Origin of the sequence: Ktedonobacter racemifer DSM 44963 (assembly GCF_000178855.1) — a bacterium.
Taxonomy (GTDB): domain Bacteria; phylum Chloroflexota; class Ktedonobacteria; order Ktedonobacterales; family Ktedonobacteraceae; genus Ktedonobacter; species Ktedonobacter racemifer.
Genome location: NZ_ADVG01000004.1, coordinates 1,215,293 through 1,234,498 on the forward strand (window position 1 = coordinate 1,215,293; position 19,206 = coordinate 1,234,498).

At 52.7% G+C, this 19,206-nt stretch carries 20 protein-coding genes and 2 pseudogenes; 11 read left to right on the top strand and 11 right to left on the bottom strand.

What is annotated here, in order from left to right; translation table 11 throughout:
• From cbiQ to KRAC_RS47005, 3 genes are all read left to right on the top strand, one after another.
• On the top strand, positions 1 to 876 hold the full coding sequence (cbiQ, locus tag KRAC_RS46995) for a cobalt ECF transporter T component CbiQ (protein WP_007919400.1): 876 nt from the start codon (positions 1 to 3) through the stop codon (positions 874 to 876).
• Complete coding sequence (locus tag KRAC_RS47000) at positions 873 to 1,694, top strand: energy-coupling factor ABC transporter ATP-binding protein (RefSeq protein ID WP_007919402.1); 822 nt, start codon at positions 873 to 875, stop codon at positions 1,692 to 1,694. Before cbiQ ends, KRAC_RS47000 begins: the two co-directional genes overlap by 4 nt.
• A 174-nt stretch (positions 1,695 to 1,868) precedes the next feature.
• Positions 1,869 to 2,153: a hypothetical protein gene (locus KRAC_RS47005; RefSeq protein ID WP_007919404.1), complete on the top strand. Its 285-nt coding sequence runs from the start codon at positions 1,869 to 1,871 to the stop codon at positions 2,151 to 2,153.
• Positions 2,154 to 2,306: 153 nt separating this feature from the next.
• On the opposite strand, the gene KRAC_RS47010 is transcribed toward KRAC_RS47005, so the two are convergent.
• The 4 genes and pseudogenes from KRAC_RS47010 to KRAC_RS47025 form a co-directional block, all read right to left on the bottom strand.
• Positions 2,307 to 3,278, bottom strand: a complete 972-nt coding sequence (locus KRAC_RS47010; RefSeq protein ID WP_007919406.1) for a carbohydrate kinase family protein — start codon at positions 3,276 to 3,278, stop codon at positions 2,307 to 2,309.
• A 223-nt stretch (positions 3,279 to 3,501) separates the two neighbouring features.
• A complete protein-coding gene (locus KRAC_RS47015) occupies positions 3,502 to 4,797 on the bottom strand; it encodes an RNA-guided endonuclease InsQ/TnpB family protein (RefSeq protein WP_007919409.1) in 1,296 nt (431 codons plus the stop codon).
• A 77-nt stretch (positions 4,798 to 4,874) separates the two neighbouring features.
• A pseudogene (locus KRAC_RS47020) lies at positions 4,875 to 5,045 on the bottom strand (MerR family DNA-binding transcriptional regulator); the annotation flags it as partial.
• A gap of 70 nt (positions 5,046 to 5,115) precedes the next feature.
• Complete coding sequence (locus KRAC_RS47025; RefSeq protein WP_007919412.1) at positions 5,116 to 6,528, bottom strand: glycoside hydrolase family 32 protein; 1,413 nt, start codon at positions 6,526 to 6,528, stop codon at positions 5,116 to 5,118.
• Between the two features lie 200 nt (positions 6,529 to 6,728).
• Between KRAC_RS47025 and KRAC_RS77325 the strand changes: the two genes are divergently transcribed.
• From KRAC_RS77325 to KRAC_RS47035, 3 genes are all read left to right on the top strand, one after another.
• Positions 6,729 to 7,301 (top strand): hypothetical protein, encoded by a 573-nt coding sequence (locus KRAC_RS77325; protein WP_244422529.1) that lies wholly within the window; start codon positions 6,729 to 6,731, stop codon positions 7,299 to 7,301.
• Positions 7,255 to 7,374: a hypothetical protein gene (locus KRAC_RS80315; RefSeq protein WP_420795875.1), complete on the top strand. Its 120-nt coding sequence runs from the start codon at positions 7,255 to 7,257 to the stop codon at positions 7,372 to 7,374. Before KRAC_RS77325 ends, KRAC_RS80315 begins: the two co-directional genes overlap by 47 nt.
• A 147-nt stretch (positions 7,375 to 7,521) precedes the next feature.
• The gene (locus tag KRAC_RS47035) at positions 7,522 to 8,085 is read left to right on the top strand and encodes a phospholipase D-like domain-containing protein (RefSeq protein ID WP_040447288.1); all 564 of its coding nucleotides are present in this window, start codon (positions 7,522 to 7,524) and stop codon (positions 8,083 to 8,085) included.
• Positions 8,086 to 8,184: 99 nt separating this feature from the next.
• On the opposite strand, the gene KRAC_RS63965 is transcribed toward KRAC_RS47035, so the two are convergent.
• Positions 8,185 to 9,123 carry a hypothetical protein gene (locus KRAC_RS63965; protein ID WP_169461016.1) on the bottom strand — a complete coding sequence of 313 codons (939 nt, stop codon included), beginning with the start codon at positions 9,121 to 9,123 and terminating at the stop codon, positions 8,185 to 8,187.
• 35 nt (positions 9,124 to 9,158) lie between these two features.
• Here KRAC_RS63965 and KRAC_RS47050 point away from each other — a divergent pair, with 35 nt between their 5' ends.
• The 4 genes and pseudogenes from KRAC_RS47050 to KRAC_RS72825 all read left to right on the top strand — a co-directional run.
• Positions 9,159 to 9,581, top strand: a complete 423-nt coding sequence (locus KRAC_RS47050; RefSeq protein WP_083815126.1) for a transposase — start codon at positions 9,159 to 9,161, stop codon at positions 9,579 to 9,581.
• Between the two features lie 278 nt (positions 9,582 to 9,859).
• On the top strand, positions 9,860 to 11,218 hold the full coding sequence (locus tag KRAC_RS47055) for a hypothetical protein (protein ID WP_007919422.1): 1,359 nt from the start codon (positions 9,860 to 9,862) through the stop codon (positions 11,216 to 11,218).
• Between the two features lie 417 nt (positions 11,219 to 11,635).
• A complete protein-coding gene (locus KRAC_RS47065; RefSeq protein WP_007919426.1) occupies positions 11,636 to 13,189 on the top strand; it encodes an NAD(P)/FAD-dependent oxidoreductase in 1,554 nt (517 codons plus the stop codon).
• Positions 13,190 to 13,363: 174 nt separating this feature from the next.
• Positions 13,364 to 13,486, top strand: a pseudogene (locus tag KRAC_RS72825) (IS982 family transposase); the annotation flags it as partial.
• 147 nt (positions 13,487 to 13,633) lie between these two features.
• Here the strand turns inward: KRAC_RS72825 and KRAC_RS47075 are convergent.
• The 6 genes from KRAC_RS47075 to KRAC_RS72835 all read right to left on the bottom strand — a co-directional run bounded on the left by KRAC_RS47075 (position 13,634) and on the right by KRAC_RS72835 (position 17,115).
• The gene (locus KRAC_RS47075; protein WP_040447292.1) at positions 13,634 to 13,939 is read right to left on the bottom strand and encodes a hypothetical protein; all 306 of its coding nucleotides are present in this window, start codon (positions 13,937 to 13,939) and stop codon (positions 13,634 to 13,636) included.
• Positions 13,940 to 14,127: 188 nt separating this feature from the next.
• Entirely contained in the window at positions 14,128 to 14,334 is a 207-nt protein-coding gene (locus tag KRAC_RS47080) for a hypothetical protein (RefSeq protein WP_040447293.1), read from the bottom strand.
• On the bottom strand, positions 14,322 to 14,468 hold the full coding sequence (locus tag KRAC_RS67870; protein ID WP_083815127.1) for a terminase gpP N-terminus-related DNA-binding protein: 147 nt from the start codon (positions 14,466 to 14,468) through the stop codon (positions 14,322 to 14,324). Before KRAC_RS67870 ends, KRAC_RS47080 begins: the two co-directional genes overlap by 13 nt.
• Positions 14,469 to 14,534: 66 nt before the next feature.
• A complete protein-coding gene (locus KRAC_RS47085; RefSeq protein ID WP_007919431.1) occupies positions 14,535 to 16,211 on the bottom strand; it encodes a phospholipase D-like domain-containing protein in 1,677 nt (558 codons plus the stop codon).
• A gap of 610 nt (positions 16,212 to 16,821) precedes the next feature.
• Entirely contained in the window at positions 16,822 to 16,947 is a 126-nt protein-coding gene (locus KRAC_RS78805; RefSeq protein ID WP_274532187.1) for a hypothetical protein, read from the bottom strand.
• A 21-nt stretch (positions 16,948 to 16,968) separates the two neighbouring features.
• Positions 16,969 to 17,115 carry a hypothetical protein gene (locus KRAC_RS72835; RefSeq protein ID WP_157507939.1) on the bottom strand — a complete coding sequence of 49 codons (147 nt, stop codon included), beginning with the start codon at positions 17,113 to 17,115 and terminating at the stop codon, positions 16,969 to 16,971.
• 208 nt (positions 17,116 to 17,323) lie between these two features.
• On the opposite strand from KRAC_RS72835, the gene KRAC_RS47095 reads away from it, so the two are divergent.
• Entirely contained in the window at positions 17,324 to 18,991 is a 1,668-nt protein-coding gene (locus KRAC_RS47095) for a serine/threonine protein kinase (RefSeq protein WP_007919441.1), read from the top strand.
• Positions 18,992 to 19,206: the final 215 nt, after the last annotated feature.

The window sequence follows — 19,206 nt, forward strand, 5'->3', positions numbered from 1 at the left end:
ATGCTTTCACATACCAATCAATCAACCAACAAAGAGCACAGGCGACAATTTGGCTGGATCGAGAAGACCATTGGCGGCATCTCCGAGGCCATTGAGCGAGCCGTCTTCACGGAGGAGCATGCACATAAGGCCGGCTGGCTCCAGAAGCTTGATCCACGCGCCAAGCTGGGCATGTTCCTGGTAACAGTGCTGGCGGCTAGCCTATCGCACTCGCTCTTCATGTTACTGGCCTTCTACCTCGTGCTACTCCTGGTGGCGCGGGGTAGCCAGGTCCCCTTCGACTTCTTTGTGCGCCGCGTCTGGCTGGGCATTCCCTTCTTCGCGGGAATTGTGATTCTCCCAGCGATCTTCCTGGTACCCAACGGGCCACGCCTCTTCGATCTTCCCCTGGGAGCCTGGCACTTTGGTCCAACATACGCCAGCATCCTGAATGGCTTGATCTTTATCGCGCGTGTGGGCGTCTCCGTCTCGCTGGCGGTGCTCCTGATTCTCACCACGGCCTGGGCCGATATTCTAAAAAGCTTGCAGGTCCTGCGTGTACCCCAGGTCTTTACCCTGCTGCTCTCCATGACCTATCGCTATATCTTTCTCTTTCTCCACACCGCTAATGGCATGTTTGAGGCACGCAAGAGCCGCACCGTAGGCCACTTGAGTGGGAATGAACAGCGCAAATGGATTAGCGCTTCTATGGGTGTCTTGATGAATCGCTCGTTTCGTATGAGCAATGATGTCTATGCCGCAATGATGGCACGCGGCTTCACAGGAACCATCCACACGCATCAGGACTATCGCATGAGCGCTGATGATTGGATGGCGCTCTCGCTGGCAACCGGCCTGGCGTTGATTATCTTTTTCGTAGGAGGATACATATTATGAGCATTTCGCCTGATCAGCCGCGTCAGCAGCCACTCTTTCACTTACGCGATGTATGCTACAAATATCACAGCCAGCGCATGGCCCTGGCTGGCGTAGACCTGGACATCTACCCTGGCGAACAGGTAGCGCTCCTGGGAGCCAACGGTAGCGGCAAATCGACCCTGCTCAAGCTCATGGACGGTATCTACGCTCCCACGTCTGGTACAATGCGTATGCTGGAACGTGATATTAAGGCGGTAGCGGCGGGCGAGGAGGCCTTTACCTTTCACCGCGAGGTTGGCCTGGTCTTTCAAGACCCGGATATCCAGCTCTTTAGCGCGACGGTCTATGATGACATCGCCTTTGGCCCGCTTCAGCTGGGCCTCTCGTCCGCGGAGGTACGCGAGCGCTGCGACGAGGCGTTGGAGCAAATGGAGATCACGCACCTTGCCAGGCGCGCCCCCTTCGAGCTATCCGGTGGTGAGAAGAAGCGTGCCGCCATTGCCTCTGTACTTTCCCTCCGCCCCGATGTCATCCTGCTTGATGAGCCTACGGCGGCCCTCGATCCCCGTACCAAGTGGGTCCTGGTAAACCTCATCCGCAAGTTGGGTCAGGCAGGCAAGACAATCATTACCTCTACACACGAGCTAGATATTGTACCCATCATCTCCGAGCGCGTCATCGTCCTCGGCGAGGAGCGACGCATCCTGACCGACGGTACGCCTGAGCGCGTTCTCAGCAACCGCGATCTCCTGGTACAAGCCAACCTGATCCACCCACAACTCCACCAGCTTGGTATAGAACAGCCATCACTCCAAGTAGCAACCAGTAATTCATAGGGTAAAAATAAAGTCGAGGGGATGTGCGAGCGCACGCTCGCACATCCCCTCGACTTTATTTTTGAACTCCGCAGGCGCGAAAGGTCAAGCATAAGCATCTGTCTATAATAGAACTGTAAACGACCAGCGTAAATCAGGAAATCCATACAGGCCCTCTCGCAGGAGAACATACATATGACAGATCCACATCAGCCCGAAAATGAGCAGCCGGGACAGTTTGATGAGCAGATAGACTCCGCGCGCAAAGTGGCAGAAGAGCGAATTGACAAGGTCATTGGCGACTTCGCGAAGAAGGTTCCAGGTGGGCAACAATTCGAACAGCGGGCCAAAGACATGGCAAGCGGAGCGCTGAACGTGGTGCAAGACCAGGCGCACAAGCGCTCTGGCAATATTATTGGGCAGGCTGGCAATATTATCAGCCGCCTCTTTGGAGGAGGGCGCGAGCACACTGAGCGCTAATTCTCTGGTATTCTTCATTCCTACAACATAACAAGGCTCTAGAACAAGAATGTCTTTCTCTGCACAAGTTCTTGCTCTAGAGCCTTGTTACTTCTTTTGATGCCTTGACCTTTGTGGTCTCGGCCATTTCGCTCTTCGCCATCGCTCGCATCGTTAAGCCTTACTCAAAAAGGCTTCGACTTCCGCGCGGTGGGGTGGATTAGCTCCTGGCCTGGAGCAGTTGAGAGCAGATACGCCTGAGGCGAAGCGCAAAACCTGGCTCAACTGTTCCGGGGTGAGGCTCTCCAGGCGGCCGCGCTCGTCGATTCCAAGCTCGCTTAGTCGCGCCAGCAGGCCCGCGCAGAAGGAGTCGCCCGCGCCCACGGTATCCGCGATCTCTACTGGAAATACGGGGACTTGCACAACCGGGCCATCTATGCGCGCCCCCATAGCTCCCTGCCCTCCCCGGGTGATAACGACGAGCGCGGGTCCCTGCCGCAACAGTTCGGCGAGCGCCTCTTCATTGCCGAGCCCGGGATAGATCCACTCCAGGTCGGCATCGCTGCATTTGACGATATCCGCCAGGGAGAAGGCCCGCCTGAGTAGTTCGCGATACGCCTGCTCATCCTGCACCAGGCTGGGGCGTAAATTAGGATCAAAGGAAAGCAACGCCTTCCCGTGTAGTCGCTCCAGTATGTGCAACACGGCCCGAGGCGTACTACCACGCAGCAAGCTAATGGAACCAAAGTGCAAGATACGTGTCTCAGTGTACAGTGCTTCAGGAATTTCATTCGCCATGAGAAGCGCGTCCGCCGCGCCCTCACCATAAAAGCTAAAGACGGGATGGCCGTCTTGCTCGGCGACAAAGGCCAGCGTCGTGTGCGTACCAGGCGCCTCGACGAGAAAACGCGTGTCGATCTGCTCGCGCTGCATATATGTGCGTAAATACTGTCCAAAATAGTCATCTGCACCTTTGCAAGCGAAGGCCGTGAGCTGCTCCAGGCGCGCCAGAGCTACCGCGACGTTAAAGATAGAGCCGCCCGCATACATGCGAAAATCGACGCCATAGCCCAGACTATGCTGACCCTCTCTCAAGGGCATAAAGTCAATCAAGCATTCACCAACACAAGTAATCAACCTACGCATAATATTTTTGCTCCTGAAGTTCGTGAACAGATCACTTAATCGCGCACCTGCTACCTTTCTCATACTCGAACGTGTGTAAACACCCCCGAACGGTCAGTTCTTCCTGCTTCATCGTCGATAGCCAGCGCACGGGAACCTTTGGATCGGCCCTCCCGTTTTGGTCTCACATCAACTCCCCAGGCATTTTACGTCCGGCGGTAGCCACTCTCCAGGACGGCCAGCTTTACGCGTGAAGCTGGCGAAGCTGTTGTGTTGCGAACCACAGGAGATTCAAGGCGGCATTGAGATCCCGGTCGATCACCAGCCCACAGGCCACGCACTCATAGGTGCGGTGTTTGAGCGGCATGCGCTTTTTGACCTGCCCACAGCACGAACAGCGTTTGGTGGAAGGAAACCAGCGAGAGGCGATGAAGAGCTCTCCCCCGGCGTTGGCCACTTTGGTCTTGAGGAACTGCAACAGTTGCCCCATCGCGGCATCGGCCACGGCACGCGAGAGCTTCCGGTTGGCCATCATCCCCAGGATGTTGAGGTCTTCGATGCCGATGGCCCCACAGGTTCGCGCCAGTTCGCTCGTGAACTTGTGCTGCACATCCCGCCGGATGTTGGCGATCTGCTGATGCTTGCGTGCGACCTTGAGTCGTTGCTTCTCGTAATTCTTACTGAACACGGTTCGCCTGGTTTGCGGGTCTTTCGTCTTCTGTTTTTTACTGAGTTGGCGTTGCAGCTTGCCGAGTTTCTTGAGATGGAGCGCTAAAGGCCTTTGGTTCTCAAGCCTGCGCCCATCGCTCACCACAGCAGCTTGCTTTACGCCCACATCCACCCCCACCACTGCTTCGGGCGTTGTGGGGCGCTCCCGTGCGATGTCTCCTTGGATGGAGACGTACCAGTGGCCCGCTTCACAGCAGACCGTCGCCCCCAGGATCTTGACCCGTTCGCACACGACGTGCTTGCGCTGGTTGCGCTTCTTCGTGGGAGTGGTGGCTTTCCCCTTTTCGACGAAGCGCAGTTTTTCGGCGACGTTCACCGTTCCCAGTCTGCGTAAGAGCTTGCCTCGGTCCTTCTTCGTTTGGCGCTGATCGAGGATGAAGCGGCCAAGTCCGGGAATCGAGATCCAATGGCTTCCCAAGGTGAATTTATCGTTGGAGAGATAGAACGACTCGTGCGACTTCCCCTTTTTCTTGTACTGCGGGTAGTTCGCTCGGCCCGCAAAGAAGTTGTCATAGGCGTTTTTGAGGTCATCGAACGCACCCTCCACCACACACTTCGTCACCTGATAGGTCCACGGATACTCCTGCTCCCGGATCTGGTTGAATTGCTTCTTGAGTGCGAGGGCATGTGGCGGTTTGAGCACGCGCTGCTCTTCGGGAACGCTTTCCTGCTCGGCTTTGTACGCCTGATATTGCTTTTCCCACTGCTCCCGTCCCCAGTTGTAGATAAATCGCCTCGTGCCACAGGCTCGTTTGAGATACTCCACCTGTTCAGGGGTGGGGTTCATCCGAATCTTGTGTGCGGTTTTCATCCTTGAGCGCCTATTCTCCCGCTTTGCGGGAATTCCGGTCGAGCAGGACTCGACACCCGGCAAGTGGCGATCGTTCAGCGAGCGGCTGGCAGCTTCGGAAGGTTGAGCGCCGTGGTCAGATCGACCTCATGAGAGGAGCGACGCCCAGAAAGCGTTCCTTTGGCTTTGAGCCTGCCTTCTCGATCCCAGCGCTGCACTGTTTTCACGCTGACATCCACCTGCTTGGCAAACGGTACGACTGCGTACATCTACTTATTCTCACTTACTTTCGCACACGTTGTCAATACCTGGTATGTATCTCCCTATTATACTTTGCAATTATCGTTTCCAGGCGGAGCTCATGTGATACAGATCCAGGGAATGGAGTATCGTCTCGCCACCGCTAGTATAGAGTTCGATGCCCTGGCTGGAGACATTGGGAAAGATCAGGTCACTAATCACGACCTCTCCATCATTAGCAAAGACCTCGATGGAGGTACGATCCAGCAGAATACGCAGCGTAAGCATGTTGTTCTTCAACAGCAGGGAAGTCTCGTGCCGGGCCGCGAACCTGTTATTGAAATCGCTACGACCGGATTGAGTACGATCAACAAAGAACCTGGAGGTCCGCGTGTCATAACCGACGAGGGTCTGCTCTTCCCCGCCTACGCGCAGCTTGAAGCCAAACTCTCTGCCACTCCCAGGCTGGAATGAGGCCACAATATCCAGCGTATCACTCCTCATGTCTGCAAGCAGGTTTGTTCCCGGCGTGAGCTCGCTACGATCCAGATGTACTTGTTCGCTCCGCAGTTGCTCCAACTCTCGTATGGGCATTTGCACGAGCCGCAAGCCCTGCGGGATCGTTTTCAGCCCCAGACTGCGCGCGACAGACATAGTTCCGCGCCAGGACGTAGCTGGGATAACCGGAGCATAGCTTAAGTCTGTCATCCACCCAAGCCAGATACGCCGCCCGTCGCTAGCGGGAATGTCGCTCCAGGACTGGGCCGCGTAAAAGTCTGACCCATAATCAGTCGTCAACAGATCAGACTCTTTGCTGAAGATATGACCATCAAAGCTACCAACATAGTAGAAACGCCCGCCGAGGCTAAGTACCCATTTCTGCTTGTTGGGATCACCATCTATCGCCAGTGGAAAGAGGTCGGGACACTCGGTATGGTCATCTAACTGGCTCTCCAGTCGCCAGCTCTTTAAATCGGGCGAGGAGTAGAAACGAACCTGGCCGCCCGCGACTATCATAAACCAGCGTTGCTCTGGCTCGTACCAGAAGACCCTGGGATCGCGAAAATCATTCACACCTGGATTCGCGATGACAGGATTGTACTTATACTTCGTCCAGGTTCTACCACGATCACTACTATAGGCAAGGCACTGCTGCTGTGGCACCGTATGAGCACCCGTATAGAGAGCGGCCAGCCCTGAACCACCAGGAAAAAAACCACTGGTATTGTTCGCGTCAACCACAGCACTCCCCGACCAGGCATCCCCCTGTTCATCGGGATAAAGCGCGATGGGGAGATGTGTCCAATGTACCAGGTTATGGCTCACGGCATGCCCCCAGTGCATCGGTCCCGAGCTGATACTACCAGGATGATGCTGATAAAAGAGGTGATACTCACCCTGGTAATAGAGCAGACCATTGGGATCGTTCATCCAGTTCGCCTGTGGCGTAAAGTGAAACTGTGGACGCTCCGGCTCATTGAAAGCGCTCTGCATACCTGTATTTGTACTCATGAAATTATTTTTCTCCATCACTGCTGCCACCAATTAGTTTAGTCACACTCCATTTGTTGTAATCGATGTGTTAACGCTTTGTCAATGTTTTACAGATACAAATATACAACTAAATCTCTGCCTGAAAAGTAATAAAGATATAGTTATGTCTAGCACACGCGTAATATATGCTGACAAAACGCTTGTGGAAGGTGGCAATTATGACGCAAGAAGCAAATATCAATACCCAACAACGGGACTGGTGGACACAGGGCAGTACGCCTGTCCGTGCTAACGATTCGCATGTGACCTACCTGGTAGACGGCTGGCAGGCAATGTGGACCATATGTCGCCACTGTATCAAAGCACAGAAATACATCTATTTAGCCAACTGGGGTATGACGGCTAAAATGGAGCTGGTGCGAGGCGATGACTATCTCGGCGGACCCGATGGCAGCCCCCAGCGGACAGCATTGATTGAGGGACTGCGCGTCGAGGGTTTCTCTGAGGCCTATATCCAGTTCTGGCTGACGCATAATCTCTCGGTTCAGGCCGTGCTGGGCTACGCGCGCAGCAAGGGAGTGGAGATAAAAGTGCTCCTCTGGCACAGCCAGAAGGCTTTTTCACACTACCAGCCGCTTGAGACAAAACAGGAGCTTGAAGCGGTTGGAGTACATTGCATCCTGGATGATAGCGCGCGGCCTGGTTCACCATCCCGTAGAGTCGCTGCATCAGAAGACGGCGGTCATCGATGGTACACATGCCTTTGTGGGTGGCGTGGATCTTCTGATTGAGAAACAGGGTGATTATGACCGCTGGGACACGCCCATGCACGCCTTCAATACTCCTCTCAGGCGCAACGAATAGCAGAAGACGCCACATCCCTGGCACGATGTCCACTCCCTCATTGAAGGCTGCGCCGCCGGGGATGTAGAGCTTAACTTCCGCCAGCGCTGGAACGATGTCGTCGCTCGCCAGCGCCTGGATACCAGCTTTACTATTCCAGAACGCCCCTTGCCTTCACCTGTACAGGGGACGCAGACGATCCAGGTCGTGCGCACGATTCCACAGCATACTTACGATTTTGATCCCGATCCCGGTCTGCAAGACATCGCGCAGGTCTACGCTAAGGCCCTGGGCAATATTCAGCGCTTCGCCTATCTGGAGAATCAGTATCTCTGGCTGCGCGCCTTTATCGGCGTCGACCTGCCCCTGATGGGTTCCGACAGTCCGGACATGGAGACAAACCTACGCACCCTGGGGGCTGCGCTCCTGCGTGGGGCCTTCGCCAGTATCATCCTGCCCGACCATCCCAATGTTGGACGCGCCTTCAGCGACGCCGGTCTACAGCGCTTACACGCTGAGGCGCCCCGGGCCTTTGAGGAGGGGCGTTTTGAGGCCTTCTGCCTCGGCAGTAGTGGTCAGATTGATGGTAAGACACATTACCGCCCCATCTACGTACACGCCAAGGTAGCCATCATCGACGACCTCTGGTCAACTGTAGGGTCCGCCAATCTCAACAATCGTGGGATGCGCGACGATATACAAGCCCCCACTCGGTGCTTGTTGAAGTCATAGAAAGTCCCTTCTCCCAGATGAATTGATAGTCTCTAACACAAAAATTTGCGTCATGAGGCGTGTACTTCTTACTAAAATCGTGCCTGTTCCGTACAATCCCTAGCACATACCCTCTATTTCTAATGGCTTGCCAGGTTCTTGTATCCAGGTGTTCCATAAGTTCATCCTTACTAGCGGTGAGCAAGTTTTCTTTGAGGTATTCAACCTCCTCTGGTATCCAGCGTGGTACTTTTTCCTCCTCTCATAACAGATACATTCGTTCTTTGGTGCTCCCACCTCATGGCGCACTGGGCGTTGCTCTCCCACATGAGGCTGTGGGGTTGGGTGAGGAACAGGCAGGGTGGACGTTTCAGCCAGATCACCCATCCCCAGCAATTTCCAAAGATATTGCCGACGGCTGGCAGTGTAATGTAACTCTTGCTCACCCGCTGTTGCTTCCATCGCCATGCTTTCACACTGCGCCAAAGGCAACGCGCATTCCTGGATGCGTTCCAATATAAGCTTGTCCAATCCCTCTGCCAGACTGGCAGCAACCGCTCGGACAAGCCAATCTTTCAGGACACCGATGCAGCCAATACTCCGCTCATAAAAATAGGGCCAGTATTGCACCAACGCCTCGATATCGGTCTCCAGAGGAACCTGGCCCAGAAGTGTCACCAGAGCGCGTTGAAAGGCTTCTTGGTCCGGCTGGTGCTGGTAGTGATACCGAGGAAAATGCAGTTCCAGGCCGCGGCGTGCCGTTTGTCCGTTCAGTTTTCGCATGGCCAGGAGTTCATAGGTTCCCACAAGAACGTGCAAGACCCCAGTGGTGTTGGTCATACTTTTGAGCCAATCCAATTGGTCGATGAGTTTGATCCCGCTGGCCAACTTGTGGGCAGTCAAAGAACGCTTGTGGATGCTCTTGCGCGACCAACTGATTCTGGCCGACGAACAGACAGCCATCGTGGATAGCTGTGGCATCCGGTCTGCCGCTTTGCACGAGCGACGCGCTGCCGGATCTTCCGTGGGCAGGCTCGCTATGGCTGGGACCCGGTGCAAAAACAACGCTTTTATGGTTTCGCTTGCATGCTCGCATGTGCTGGCAAGGGTTGATTACCCAGATGGAACTGGCTCCGGCCAATGAACATGAGGGAGCGGTCGTCGAAGAACTGGTTGAAGGGACCAGTGGCTTGCTCTTGGGCGACCGCAATTATTGGCTGCCTGAGGTTCAGCAGCGTCTACGCGTGCAAGGCATTTTCTTGCAGGCGCCCTTCAAAAAGCCGCAGTCGCCCAAGGCGAAAGCCTATGAGAGCCGTGTCCACGGTCGGGTACGCTATCGGATCGAGACGGTCTTTGCTCAGCTGATTGATTACGGCGATTGGAAGCGCATGTGGGCCAGAGATCTCTGGCACCGGCGCAGTCGTCTTCTGCGTGTGGTTATCATGCACGCGCTTTGCCTGTTTCTCAATCAGCAACATGACCGTCCGTCCCTTCAATTCGCTGGGTTAATCGCCTAGCAAAAAACTTGCACATCGGGTTAGTTACCTTCTTTTTCTATTATCGGCAGCCGAGAAAAAGGATTTACACTCACACTGGCAGAGCTATTTTGGAGTTGCCGAGTTTCTCTGTTTCTCTACGCTATAAACAGGACCTTTGGCTATGAAATACGTTGTGCGAGCCATGGATATGTTTAAATCGTTTTTATGAATGGATAGTTTCATAAATCAGCGAGAACGGAGTTTTAAACTGGAATGAAACTTCTCCTACAGATATTTTAGAAAAAGGGAACGTTAAGATGCTTTCAGAAAAACAAGCCGGAGTGGAGACTCGGCTTTCCTATTATTTAGGCGCTTTTCTTCTTCTTATCATTATTGGTGTCGTGGGCATCTATTACCTGAATGCCCCTTTTGTTGAATTTGGGCCAGATACATATGGCTATCTTGGAGCCGTACATCAACTGCAAACAACGGGTAATCCAGTGAACTATTTTCGTCTCCCGACTTATTCGATCTTTATCTTAGGAGTTTATGCCTTTACCCACCAGGGGAATTTAATGGCAGTCAGCATCGTCCAGGGGATACTCTTCATCTGCGCAGTGGCCGAGATCTACCTGCTTACCCTTCTGATAACTCGGCGGCCATGGATTGCATTTCTTGTTGGTTTGCTGGTTGGGACCAATATTTTTCTTCTGTACAGCGCGAAGCTCATCATGGCGGAAGGACTTTCCCTCTGGCTTCTCACGACGGTTATGCTCAACGCTATTGTCTTTCTCAAAACCCTTCGCCCGCTCTTTCTCTGGATAAGCTCCGGTTGCCTCTTATTCCTCCTCTTTGCCCGCCCTGAATGGGTGCTTTTCCCCTGTTTGCTTTTTCTCATTCTCATTGTCTTTACCTGGAAAAAGCTGCCCAGGCGAACGATCGCCCTGCCGGTGATAAGCTCGTTGGCGGTCATGTACCTTCTCATTGGAGGCTATATCTATGCCAATGCCAGGATAAATAATGTTGCCAGCCTCTCAACAGTCACGAATATGAATCTCATAGGGAAAGTACTACAATATCGAATGCAAGATGAAACGCCGTACAACCCATACTTGAGCCATATCTATGACGACTATCTTCGCCAGGGTCACGCCAGTCCTTTCTACATCGCTAGTCATGCTCCGGGTATTGGTGACCATTACGCTCAAGCCTCTGCTGATTGGGCAAAAAATATTATTCTCCACCACCCAGTAGAATTTCTGATGAAATCCGTTCCTCTCTTTTTTACATCTTTATATTACTACCCTGCACCTAGTATTCCCCATATAGCGCCTGGAAAATTTGTAAACATCATCAATCCTCTTTTGTTGATACAGCTACGCCTTTCTACCACAAATATTCTTTTCCCGCTCTGTGCGCTCATCTGGCTTACCCTCTGCTGCTATCGAAAGACACGACATGCTTTTGGTGTTCAGACAATGGGGTTACTCGTGCTTACTGTTGTCTACGCGGTGATCATCACCACGCTCGGTAGTTACTCTGAAAGTGAATATCCGCGTATACACGTTATCTTTGACCCATTGATCACTCTTGTCGTTTGGGGGTCTTTTGGTTTGGGCATCTATCAACTCTTATCGTTCCTCCGCGGAAGAAAGAAAGCCGGCTTTTCTCGATAAAAAGAAGCCCGAAGCGTTTCCGCTAAGTCGAACATCGTCCATTGATGCATAGAAGTTTGCGGGCTCCAGAAATCTCATTTTCTGGAGCCTTTGTTTCTCACAAGAATTCCCAGATCCTGGTCAGAAGTCCTATATATTGACTGTGAACTATGTATATCACCTATAATATACCGGAGCTTAGCTAAGTACATCTGTATGACTTCTGCTGCATGTCGCATCTCAGTGAGAAACATATACCTCTCAGAAGTTGCTTGAATGTATTCAGTGCTGTGTTCCTCAACAAAGCCAGGACTTGTAGAATTATACAGCCTTACGTTTAATAGTGCCATCAACGAAAAAAGGAACATAGTATTCATAGGCACTGTCCTTATTCGATGTGACTGATTATGTGATCTAAATTGTTAGAGAGGCTTGATTATGTCCTTGATCTCTTCGTACGCTGGTGATTCAGCTTCGCCCCAGATGCAAGATGCATCCTCCTCCGCGGAACAGGCCCAGAAACACGTAGTAATTATGGGAGCAGGCCCTGCTGGCTTAACGGCTGCCTATGAGCTGGTAGTACATCAACAGGTAGGTGTTACAGTCTTAGAAAAGGATCCCTGCTACGTCGGCGGTATCTCACGCACCGTCGAACACGACGGCTATCGTTTTGATATCGGCGGCCATCGATTTTTCTCCAAGAGTACCGAGATCGAAAATTTGTGGACCGAGATTATGGGCAAGGATCTCCTCGTTCGCCCCCGCCTCTCCCGCATCGTCTACAAAGGGAAATATTTCGATTATCCTCTCAAGGCCGCCAATGCGCTTTTTGGTCTGGGACCCATCGAAACCATCCGTTGCATCAGCAGTTATATCAAAGCGCGCCTCGCTCCCACTCGCAATCCCAGAAACCTTGAGGAATGGGTGACCAACCAGTTCGGCAAACGCCTGTTCCAGATTTTCTTCAAAACCTATACTGAAAAGGTCTGGGGGATCAGTACCACAGAATTGTCCGCCGACTGGGCTGCTCAACGCATCAAAGGGCTGAGTCTGTCGTCCGCCATCAAAAACGCCTTGCTGCCCAACAAGAAGACCAAAAAAGGCGGTGAGGTGATCAAAACCCTGATTGATGAGTTCCGCTATCCACGCCGTGGTCCAGGCGAACTGTGGGAACGGACAGCATCGATCATTGGAAAGCATGGTTATCCGGTGAAGATGGGCAAAGAGATCGTCAGCATTCAGCACGATGGCAAACAGGTCACAGGCGTCATCAGCTGCGATACCAAGGGCAACACGATGATGGAACATGGCTCGCACTATATTTCGACGCTGCCGATGCGCGAGCTAGTTTATGCCTTTGATCCCCCGCTGCCCGCTCATATTCGTCAGGCAGCCGATAAATTGAAGTATCGAGATTTTTTAACGGTAGCATTGATTGTCGACCGGGCGGAAATGTTTCCTGATAACTGGATCTATCTGCACGATCCCGATATTGTAGCCGGGCGTATTCAGAACTTCAAAAACTGGAGTCCCGACATGGTGCCCGACGCCAGTAAAACCTGCCTGGGTCTGGAATACTTCTGCTTTGAGGGTGATGGTTTGTGGACCTCGAGCGACGAGGATCTGGTGAAGCTCGGTGGTAAGGATCTACTCAAGCTCAAAATGTGCAAGCCCGAAGAGATCCTTGGAGGATTTGTCGTGCGCCAGCCAAAGGCTTATCCTGTCTACAATGATGAGTATAAGACGCACGTACGTACCATCCGTGATTACCTGGAGGCGCATGCCCCCAATCTGCAACTGGTCGGACGCAATGGCATGCACCATTACAACAACCAGGACCATTCGATGATGAGTGCGCTGTGTGCTGCACGCAATATCGCTGTCAACGCAAATCTGGACCCCTGGAGTGTCAACACTGACGCTGAATATCACGAGGGAACCCGTGACGTCGAAGATCTATCGGGGCGACTCGTGCCGCAGCGAGCTAAGTAGGAATTAGCCACGGACGAGACCGACCCATGAAGGGCAGAGAGTTTGCCGAGCTTACCTTTCTCTGTTCTAAAAAGGTGTGTAACTAACTCGATGTGCAAGTTTTTGGCTTGCCAAAGAAGGTTCATGAGGTCTACCCTCCTCAAAGAGATGACAAAGCTTTCGAGGAGGAGACTCATGAACCTGGACGACTTGATTATCACATGTTTCTGTGTGATTGACGACCTCTTGCCACAGGTCTTGGAAGGCAAGCGCCTGCGACAACGGGGTCCAATGCCCAAAGTGACGGATAGCGAAGTATCTGTGATTTGCCAATGATCTTGACCAAAATGGACATGATATGATTCAAAAACGCGATGGACAAGATATGGTTCCATTTGATATGGTGGTTCTCATTACCTTCTACTTCTTGGCCTGGATGAGCACCCACCCTCTACTTTGTTTGATTCAGCGCTCAATGGTCTGCGCACGTCTTCTGGTAATCGTCTGATGTGATGGGAAGAAAACGCTCTCGCCTTTGATACGCGCTGTCCAAATCGCACCACATTCGGGACACTGAACTTTTGCCACCCCTGCTTGCTGTAATTCAGATGGCGTAATGGCTATGTATTCGCCCGAGAAGGGGCAATGCCCTGTGATATTCTCGTTCTTTGGTGCTCCCACCTCATGGCGCACTGGGCGTTGCTCTCCCACATGAGGCTGTGGGGTTGGGTGAGGAACAGGCGGGGTGGACGTTTCAGCCAGATCACCCATCCCCAGCAATTTCTAAAGATATTGCCGACGGCTGGCAGTGTAATGTAACTCTTGCTCACCCGCTGTTGCTTCCATCGCCATGCTTTCATACTGCGCCAAAGGCAACGCGCATTCCTGGATGCGTTCCAATATAAGCTTGTCCAATCCCTCTGCCAGACTGGCAGCAACCGCTCGGACAAGCCAATCTTTCAGGACACCGATGCAGCCAATACTCCGCTCATAAAATAGGGCCAGTATTGCACCAACGCCTCGATATCGGTCTCCAGAGGAACCTGGCCCAGAAGTGTCACCAGAGCGCGTTGAAAGGCTTCTTGGTCCGGCTGGTGCTGGTAGTGATACCGAGGAAAATGCAGTTCCAGGCCGCGGCGTGCCGTTTGTCCGTTCAGTTTTCGCATGGCCTGACGGCTCCTTTGCTCACTCCAAGAGCGTGAGCAATATCCTTTTGTTGCCAACCTTGTTCATAGAGGTACCAGGCACGTCGTCTTCGCCATTCGCGCCAATCGTGGACGAGTGGTTCGTGTTTGCTCATACCACCAGTGTACTCCGGACCTCTCTTTGTTTAGCTAGTTCTGCTGAGATCAATAAGAGATTCCAGTCAATTTTCCGGTTCTTCAAGCCAACCATGCTCTTCACGAAATGGTAATCCTTGATACTGTGCTTCTTCTTGTGTCAGATAGGGGAGGAGGTGACCAATCAAGGGCTGGTTCGCCTGGTAACGTCGAAGATTTTCCCAGGCCCGCTCATGCATTAGGCGCATGGCTACGAGTGGATCACCAAGTATCCCTTTCAGGGAATGGAGCAACTGCTCTGCGTGTGTACGCTCATCTGTTGATTGATATTGTTTTCCAATTAGTCGTGAAAGTGCAAGAAGATCATCACCCGGCACAAGTCCCAGATGTTCAGCCTGAAGAGAAATGCGCAAAGCTTGTGCGAGATCGGCGTCAAGTACCGCAATATTTAATTCAGTATCATCTGCCATTCCCCTATTATTCAAATTACCTGAACCAATGGTACACCAGCGGTCGTCTACTACTACGACTTTGGCATGGACATAAATTGGGCGATAATGTTCACGACCTTGCTCACGTGTAAAAGTTCCCAGGCAGAAGGGTTCCAGCCTTCCCTCTTCAACTGCTTCCGGGGCTTCAGCACGCAGTTGTGCTAATCCAGCATCGGTAAAGGCACGCCCAACATTGGGATGATCAGGTAAGATCAGCGCCATTGCAGCGCCATGTCTCAGGGCCGTGCTCAGATTGCGAATGTTTTGTTCCATCTCTGGGCTATCAGTGCCAGCAAATGGGATATCGATGCCGTAGAAAGCATGGAGCCAAAAGTATTGATTTTCCAGGTAGATGAAGCGTTGAATATTCCTGGTAGCCTTTTGGTACACCTGGGCGATGCCACGGATAATGGGAGGAGGGAAGCGATAAGTATGCTGTGGAATAGTGCGTACAACTTGCAAAATACTGGCGGAGTCCACTTCAGGTGGTAGTGAATGCTCTGGAACGAGGAGTGACTGATTCAGCCTATGGAGTTCTACCACATCATTCCAGCGTTGACGAAAATTGGTCTCAACGTCGGCAGCGGCTGGCCCTTCAATGAGTGCGTGCGCGTCATGCCACGGATGCGGAGTAGTTCCCTGCTGGTTGCGCCGTAGCGGTGTTGTGAAAGGATGTTCTGGCGTATCCCAACGATCATAGTCTCCCGCTTTTTCGATAAGTGGATCGACTCCTCCGGCGAAAGCATGGGTGCCGTCAACTATTGAATTTTTTTGATGGAGCGATTCAATGGGATGGTGGAGGATACCTTGTGCGCTATCGTCAAGGATACAGGTGATACCTCTTTGGGTAAGTTGTTGATAGGCTGCTTCTGGCTCGTAGTGTGAGAAAAGATTGCTACATTTCCAGAGCAACACTTTGACCTCAACACCTTTCTGTACTGCATAGGCAAGGACATTTTCTACTGACAGTGATTGTGTTCCCATCCAGAAGGCAATATCCGCTTCTGAAAAGCCTTCGGCTCGTAACTCTTCAACCAGAGTGTTTTGTGTTCCTGGTTTCCCCAGGTGATCGGTGCCTCGCACAAGCTCCATCGCAGGTGTCATACCCCAGTTGGCGAGATAGATATAGTGCTGGGCCTTTACAAAGTGGCGGCACATTGTTAACAGTGCTGCACGGCCATCGATGAGATAGGTAACGCGAGATTTTGTGCGGACTGGCGCATCTCCTTCCGCCCACCATTGATCAGGAGAGTAATTCGTCTCAGATTGCATTTGAGTTCCTTTCAGTTGTCAATCCTATGCGCTTTTCATAAATATTTTCGACATGGAGAGTAATTTCGTTCACGAAACGATTCCAAACAATTTAGGATACCTTTCGCGTTCTGCTCAGCCTGCTGCTGGGAGCGCTGACGGTCTTCGTTTGTATCTGGTCTTTAGGAGTAAGCAAGATATATGCGTACCGCTCTTTAATCTGTTCAATAGCATTAGCTGTTGAGGGATAGAAGGAAATTGCAACTGTTTGTATCTTCGCCCGTTTCTCAAGCTGTATATATGCTTCACGTAATTTTAGGCTAGTGAGTTTCTTTGTCCACACCTCATATTGCTCAGGAAAATTTGGCAAAGATCGAAGATCTTGTGTGTCTCTGGTATCACTGACATGCTTGACCTGGTAGGGATCGATCTCACCAATCCAGGGAGCAGCCCATTTCGCATCTTCATACCCAAGTCGAAAAAAGATGGAGAGTGTATTTTGCATCGCACCTTTAAGTTCGCTCCCCATTTGACTCCAGTCCTGGTGGGCCAGCGTTGAAACACTTTATATTTTCTACATAGGGTCAAGATCCTCGCCAGTGTCTCCTCTCTTCATAAGCGATAAGTAGGCTTATCGGTAGATACGGAGATCAACGTTGCCGTTCTCGATAGCAGGCTGGCCCGTAACCTGCGCCTGCTGCTCCAGGGCGAGCACCTGGGCCTGGTACAGGATGCGGACCTCTTTGTCCTCTCGCACCTCCTGGGTCGCCAGCGCCTCTCAGCCAGCGAGCAAGAGCGCGCTGTATACATCCATGATTACCTGGAGGAACGCCTGGGAGAGCCACGAGCCGCTCTCCAGGCTATGCACGAGTGCGCCTGGAATAATCTCCAGCGCTACAAAGAGAACCGGCCTCTGATCGGACATCTCCTGCCCTACCTAAGCGTCGCCGAGGCCGCTAACCAGGGCCTGAATTTCCGCGAAGAGCATGGCTGGCTTGAGGAAGAGGCGCAAAAATGAATCTCTTTCGCTCCTATCGGCCGTAATAGTCTATAGGAGCCATGCTCGCATGGCCTCCTGCCAACAAGTTAGGCGCGCTGTTAATGCAAGGTATTTCAGGTTGTGAGTGTAGAGCATGCTGGGAGCCGCAGGCTCCCAGCATGCTCTACACTCACAACCCCGGCGAGTGCTGCAGGCACGAGAAGTCACGCAAGGGAAAGGACAAGCCACTGTGTACGTTGATCTCCCAGCCGAAAATATCCTTTATGAGCGCTATATGGTAGATGAAGTGCTGGGAGAGGGTGGCTTTGGGTCTGTCTATCGCGTCCGAGATATGCAAGGCAACGGCCAGGTCTATGCGCTCAAAGAGGTATCCATCCGCCAGAAAACGGAATGGAAAAGCGTGCAGTTTGAGGCCGAACTACTCAAGCAACTCGACCACCACGCCATTCCGCGCTTCTACGGCATCGTCGAAGATCCACAGCGCATGCGCGCTGGTATTTTAATGAACTATATCGCTGGACCCAACCTGGAGCGCCTGCGCAGGCAACAGCCTGAGAAACGCTTCAAGCCCGCGCAGGTTTTCTCCATGATGACACCGATTGTCGATGCCATTATCTATTTACACCGGCAAACATCATCCATCGTTCATCGTGATATCAAACCCGCCAATATTATCATGCCAGCATCGGGCCAGGGAGCAGTCCTGGTCGATTTCGGCATCGCCAAGGTATACGAACAGGATAGCACGACCAGCATTCACCGCGTCTGCTCCGCCGGCTACAGCGCGCCTGAACAATATATGACCGGCACCTGTCCTCAGACAGACATCTATAGCCTGGGCGCCACCTACTATACCCTCCTGACAGGCGAGGTACCCGCCGACGCCCTGACACGCCTCGCCCATATTAGCATCCACCAGGCTGATCCGCTCGTACCAGTCTTGCAACTGGCGTCCAACCTCCCTGAGCACATAGCGGAGGCCATCGAATGCGCCATGGCCATGGAACCACAGCATCGTTTCGCCTCCGTCAGTGACTTCTGGCAGGCACTCCACACCCCCCTACCTATCGGCGAACGACCCACGCGTAAACGGTCCGTGCCTGAAGCCATTATGTTAGGCACACCTGCAAACTCCTCGATTTCGCGCGTCGCCACGCAAGCACACACCCTACAGCGATCCTCACAGGCAAAAACCAGCCAGGAGCGGCCATGGAATGTGCATCGTGGCCTGGCAGCCCTGACCCTGGTCGTAGTCCTGGCGCTCATCCTGGGCACCATGATCTACGCCACAGCCCAGCAGGCAACGGCTAGGGACACACACGCGCAAACCATCACACCTACTACCGCGCCCTCGATGTACAGCGCTCTCGCCAGTTACTACACCGGGATAATGACCCCCAAAACATCTATCCATCACACTGCACTTACCCTGGGTCAGGTCCAGCAACACGACGCTAGCTTCAACGGAACCCTGTTCATGGCAGGCCAACCCGGCTCCCTGCATATTGAGGGCACAACCGCTATCGATCACACTCTCCAGTTCAACGTCGCCAGCAACAGCGGAACGCTCCTCTTCAAGGGCCAGGTCTACCCTGATGGGCATCTCTCCGGCAGCTACTGCCCCCAGACCCAGAGCACCATCTGCGACACCGGCACCTGGAGCGCCACCCCCGCGTCTCCCCCACCCACGCCCACACCGACGAAATCTGTCACACCGCCTCCAACCCAAACCAGTGGAGGTGGCAATAACAATGGTGATGGCAACGGGAATAAGAAAAAACACAAGGGAGAGGGCGACTAGGATGGCGCTCGACGCTGCTACAGTTTACGAGTAATCTGGTTAAAAGAGCAAGAAGCTCCAGCCTGCTAGCAGAAGTTACTTTATCTGTTCAGAACATCAACGACAGCATGCGCAATGCTACTTACTCGACTGAGGATTTTGACCGGCGATTAATTTGCCATCACGCTCTACATGATCGGTCCAGTTGGGCTGAGCGACAAAGTGAGCGCTAAGCT